Origin of the sequence: Streptomyces sp. BE20 (genome assembly GCF_036322525.1) — a bacterium.
Taxonomy (GTDB): domain Bacteria; phylum Actinomycetota; class Actinomycetes; order Streptomycetales; family Streptomycetaceae; genus Kitasatospora.
This window is the reverse complement of the sequence record NZ_JAQYWW010001028.1, coordinates 1-4101: the sequence shown is the minus strand read 5'-3', so window position 1 is coordinate 4101 and position 4101 is coordinate 1. Positions and strand designations below refer to the sequence as shown.

At 72.6% G+C, this 4101-nt stretch carries 4 protein-coding genes and 2 pseudogenes; 3 read left to right on the top strand and 3 right to left on the bottom strand.

The window, feature by feature from the left end; translation table 11 throughout:
* Nucleotides 1-80 precede the first annotated feature (80 nt).
* From PUR61_RS28740 to PUR61_RS28730, 3 genes and pseudogenes are all read left to right on the top strand, one after another.
* Nucleotides 81-159, top strand: a pseudogene (locus PUR61_RS28740) (IS5-like element ISSoc13 family transposase); the annotation flags it as partial.
* A gap of 594 nt (nucleotides 160-753) precedes the next feature.
* Complete coding sequence (locus tag PUR61_RS28735) at nucleotides 754-1302, top strand: SigE family RNA polymerase sigma factor (protein WP_329882397.1); 549 nt, start codon at nucleotides 754-756, stop codon at nucleotides 1300-1302.
* Nucleotides 1299-1877: a PASTA domain-containing protein gene (locus tag PUR61_RS28730; RefSeq protein ID WP_329882396.1), complete on the top strand. Its 579-nt coding sequence runs from the start codon at nucleotides 1299-1301 to the stop codon at nucleotides 1875-1877. The genes PUR61_RS28735 and PUR61_RS28730 overlap by 4 nt, the downstream gene beginning before the upstream one ends.
* 401 nt (nucleotides 1878-2278) lie before the next feature.
* Here PUR61_RS28730 and PUR61_RS28725 read toward each other — a convergent pair whose 3' ends face one another.
* From PUR61_RS28725 to PUR61_RS28715, 3 genes and pseudogenes are all read right to left on the bottom strand, one after another.
* Nucleotides 2279-3253 carry a hypothetical protein gene (locus tag PUR61_RS28725; protein WP_329882395.1) on the bottom strand — a complete coding sequence of 325 codons (975 nt, stop codon included), beginning with the start codon at nucleotides 3251-3253 and terminating at the stop codon, nucleotides 2279-2281.
* Between the two features lie 92 nt (nucleotides 3254-3345).
* On the bottom strand, nucleotides 3346-3495 hold the full coding sequence (locus tag PUR61_RS28720; RefSeq protein WP_266309531.1) for a hypothetical protein: 150 nt from the start codon (nucleotides 3493-3495) through the stop codon (nucleotides 3346-3348).
* 46 nt (nucleotides 3496-3541) lie between these two features.
* Nucleotides 3542-4027, bottom strand: a pseudogene (locus PUR61_RS28715) (IS5 family transposase); the annotation flags it as partial.
* Nucleotides 4028-4101 lie beyond the last annotated feature (74 nt).

Here is a 4101-nt window from a genome sequence, read left to right as displayed (position 1 = left end):
GGGCCGGGAGAACACCAGGACGAGACGCCGTGGCAGAGCCTGACCGCCCGCCTGGCGGAGGTGGTGCAGGAGGTGAGGGCCTCGGCCGCTCGCGCGGCGGGTTCACCAGCAAGGTCCACCTGAGCGCGGACGGCCGCTGCCGCCCGCTGTCCCTGGTCGTCCGGCTGCACGGATGCGGTCGACCACGACCCGGGCCACCGGTACACCAAGTGCACAGTCCGGCTGCCTCGACGCCAGCCGGGACCGGACGACCGGTGCGTCGGCAGGTGTGAGACCACCGAGGCCGCGATGCACAAGGCGAACCCGGGGCTGTTCTTCGACCTGGCCGACAGCGCATCCATGTACTGCTACCACTGCGACCGCGAGATGACTGAGCTGTGGGAGGACTGACACCCAGAGCCGGCCAGGGCGGAGACCACTTCGCCGCAGCCCCACCGCCCCCACCGGCCAGGCCGGGCATCCCGGAGGACTGAACCCCCGGACGGCCAGACTCGCCAGCTCGCCTCCCGGGAGAGGGCCGGCCCGCGTTCCGTGACGACGGGCGGCCGGTCGGAGCCCGAGCCCGCTTCCGCTCCGCCCGCGCGGGACGCCGGGCCCCGCCCCCACCCCGGGCGGCAGCGGCGCGAGGTCCTGGGAAACCCTTCCGTCCCAGCTGTGATTCACGTCACTGCCGGCGGCTCGGTGCAGCACCCGGCCTCGTTCCGCCGTCATAGGGGCAGTGATCGGGACGGGACGAGGAGAGGAGGTCGGCGGGTGAGGTTTCGCAGGAGCGGTCCGGGCAACGGATTCACGGAGTTCGTCGCACAGCGGTCGGGAGCGTTGTTCCGCACCGCGTATGCGCTGACCGGTGACGTGCACGTGGCCGAGGATCTGGTGCAGGAGGCGCTGGAGCGGGCGTGCCGACAGTGGCGGAAGGCCGCGGTGGCGGACTCGCCGGAGGCGTACGTGCGCAAAGTGCTGGTCAACCTGGCCAACGACCGCTGGCGGCGGCTGTCGCGCCTGGGCGAGCGCCCCGGGCTGTCGGGGGTGCCCGAGACGGCCGACCCCCGGGACCGGTTCGGGCAGGTGGATCTGCGCGCGGAACTGATCGAGGCACTGCTCGGGCTGCCGATGGGCATGCGCAGCGTGGTGGTCCTGTACTACCTGCACGATATGGACGCCCGGCAGGTCGCCGACGTCCTGGACATCTCTTCGAGTGCGGTGAGGTCCCAGCTCGCCCGCGGCCTGGCCAAGCTGCGCGATTCCGTATCGGGCGCCCAGGCGCCGCACACCCCGTCGGCCGCTTTCGGAGGTACGAAGTGAGGAACACGTCGTCCGGACCCGTCCCGTTCGAGCCGGGCCTCGAAGCCGAGCTGCGTGCCGCGGTGGCCTCCTTCGCCGACGGGCCGACGGCGCCGGTCGTCGACGCGGCCGCGATCGAGCGAGTCGTCAGCCGCAGCCGCACCCGCCGGGCGCTCCTCGGCACCGCTGCGGCGTGCTGCGTGCTGGCGTGCGCCACGGTGGGGTTCTTCGCGCTGAAGCCCGTGCCGCCCGCGCCCGGTGCCTCCCCGTCCCTGTCCCCACCGGCGAACGGGGCGTGCACCCCGCTCGCCACCGGCACCCCCAAGAGCGGAAGCGCCGATGCGACTCCGACACAGGAGCAGGAGCAGACCGCGGGAGCGGGCATCGCGCTGCCGCACCTGGCCGGCATGTCGGTCGAACAGGCCGGAAGCCTGCTGCGCGGACTCGGACTGAGCTGCACGATCATGCGGCACACGGACTGGAACGCTCCCGCCGGGCAGGTGATCAGCAGTGCCCCCCGGGGCGGCGCAGAACCGGTGGCACCGGGCTCGTCCGTCCTCCTGCTGGTCTCGACGGGCAAACCCGGCAGAACCTGAGCGACCGGGCCCTTCGGCTCCCCTGCCCGGCAGGACGGGGCGCCGTCCTGCCGGGCAGGGGAGCCACCCGGAGCGGGGGAACGGCTGCGGGTGGCGGGCTCCGATGCCGTCAGCCGCGCAGCTCGCTCGGCATCGTGTTTGGGTTGCGGAGGTCCTGCCCGAGGCGGCGGCCCCGACCGGCGCGGACGCGGGCCCGGCGCGCCGCGTCCGCGCAGGTGGTACCGGACGCCGGTCGACCGGCGTCCGGTGGTGCTGACGCCCTATAGAAAGAACCGGGTAAAAGAACCCGCCCTCCCTCCCGGAGCGGGGAGGGAGGGCGGGTGGGGGCGTTGCCCCGAGGAGGTCCTGTCACCAGCAGCCGGGTACCGGCAGCGGCCGAAGACGGGCCGGGGCCCGATGCGTCATTTCGCCTGCGGGGTGACGACGGACACCAGCGCGGGGAACAGCACGGTGGCGAGCGCGATGGCGGGCAGGGCGGCGAAGCTCGGCGGGATGCCGAACCTGGATGCCACCCAGGTCCCGGCTCCGGCGAAGATCGCCACCACGGCGGCCGCGGCAACCACCCGGGTCAGCGACAGGATCGAGGGCAGGAGCCGGGCGGTGTAGTCCTGTATCGGCTGGAGGTCCTTGAGCTCCTCCTTCGGCAGCAGGGCGCCCACCCGGCCGGCGACGTAGTTGTCGGCTATCTGCACCACGAGGTCGGCGATCTCCTTCGCGGCGCCGACGGCGTCGACGTCCAGCCCGGCCTCCGCCGCCCTGAGCCGTGCGGCGACGAGCCTGCCGTGCTCCCGCAGTTGCGGACGGCGGTGGGAGGCCCGTGGCACGGTCGCCCGCTGGCGGTACATCTTGAGGACGTACTTCTCGGTGTAGCGCATCAGCACAGGGAGGTACGCGATGTGGTCCGCGCGGGTGCGGGGCCCGGCCGCCAGTACGGTCGCGCACGCGTTGACGACGTCCTCGAGGGCTTTGACCGGCACGAACTTCCCGGCGATGCCGAGCCACCCCAAGCTGGCGCTGCTGACGAACACCAACAGCGCGATCCCGCACAGGACCACCAGCAGGACGAGCCCGACAACGAGTTCGACGACCGGCAGCGCGGGCGGGAAAACCAGCAGGACAAGCCGACCGGAACCCCTCCCCACGCCTATGGTGCCGGCCAGCAGCACCGCTGCTCCGAACATGTTCCAGGCGTACATGCGCCAGCTGTAGGCGTGACGCCAGGCCGCCTGCCGCATGGCGATCGCCGACTGCCCGGTGAGACCGGCGAGCCGGAGCGATCGCTCCAGCTCCTCCATCCGCTCCTGCGTCACCTTGTACGCCTGGTGACGCATCCCGTAGCTCAAGTGGTAGTTGGCCCGCATGATCCGGTCGATCATCACTTCCCCCTGGTCGATCCGCCAACCAACCGAGGGTGGCACGGTGAGCGCCGCGAGGTTGGAACTTCTGGGCAGCCGGGAGGCCGGAGCAGCTACAGCCTGCCGGTCAGCTCCAGCACGTCCACGAGCGCGGCGTGCAGGAGGTCGCAGACCTCGACGTCGGGGCGGGCCCGGTCCTCGCCCTCCGGTCGGACCGGCCGACGACCCGGTGCGCGCCGCGCCCCGTCGTCCGCCGCGCACACCTGCGGGGCCTAGACCGCGATCACGGTCTAGGTTCCGTCCGGGCGGTCATGTGCGGAGCCGGATGGCGAGGGCGGCTGCGGTGACGGTGCCGAGGTAGACGTAGCCGCGTTTGTCGTATCGGGTGGCGACGGCTCGCGCGTGCTTGAGCTTGTTGATGGCCCGTTCGACGGTGTTCCGCTTCCTGTACCTGTCCTCGTCGAAACCCGGTGGCCGCCCGCCGCGTGAGCCCTTGCGCTGGCGGGCCGCCCGGCTGTCGGTCTTCTCGGGGATGGTGTGCCGGATACCGCGCCTGCGCAGGTAGCCGCGGCATGGCCCGTTGCTGTACGCCTTGTCGGCGGCCACGCTGTCGGGCGTCTTGCGGGGCCTGCCCGGGCCGGTGCGTGGGACGCGGATCTTCTCCAGCACGGGCTCGAACTGCGTGCAGTCCGCCCGCTGTCCCGCGGTGACGACCAGGGACAGCGGGTGGCAGCGGCCGTCCGCGCTCAGGTGGACCTTGCTGGTGAACCCGCCGCGCGAGCGGCCGAGGCCCTCACCTCCTGCACCACCTCCGCCAGGCGGGCGGTCAGGCTCTGCCACGGCGTCTCGTCCTGGTGTTCTCCCGGCCC

Coding starts and splice junctions, on each gene's coding strand:
- PUR61_RS28725 (WP_329882395.1), bottom strand. CDS start 3,253: ATGATCGACCGGATCATGCGGGCCAACTACCACTTGAGCTACGGGATG.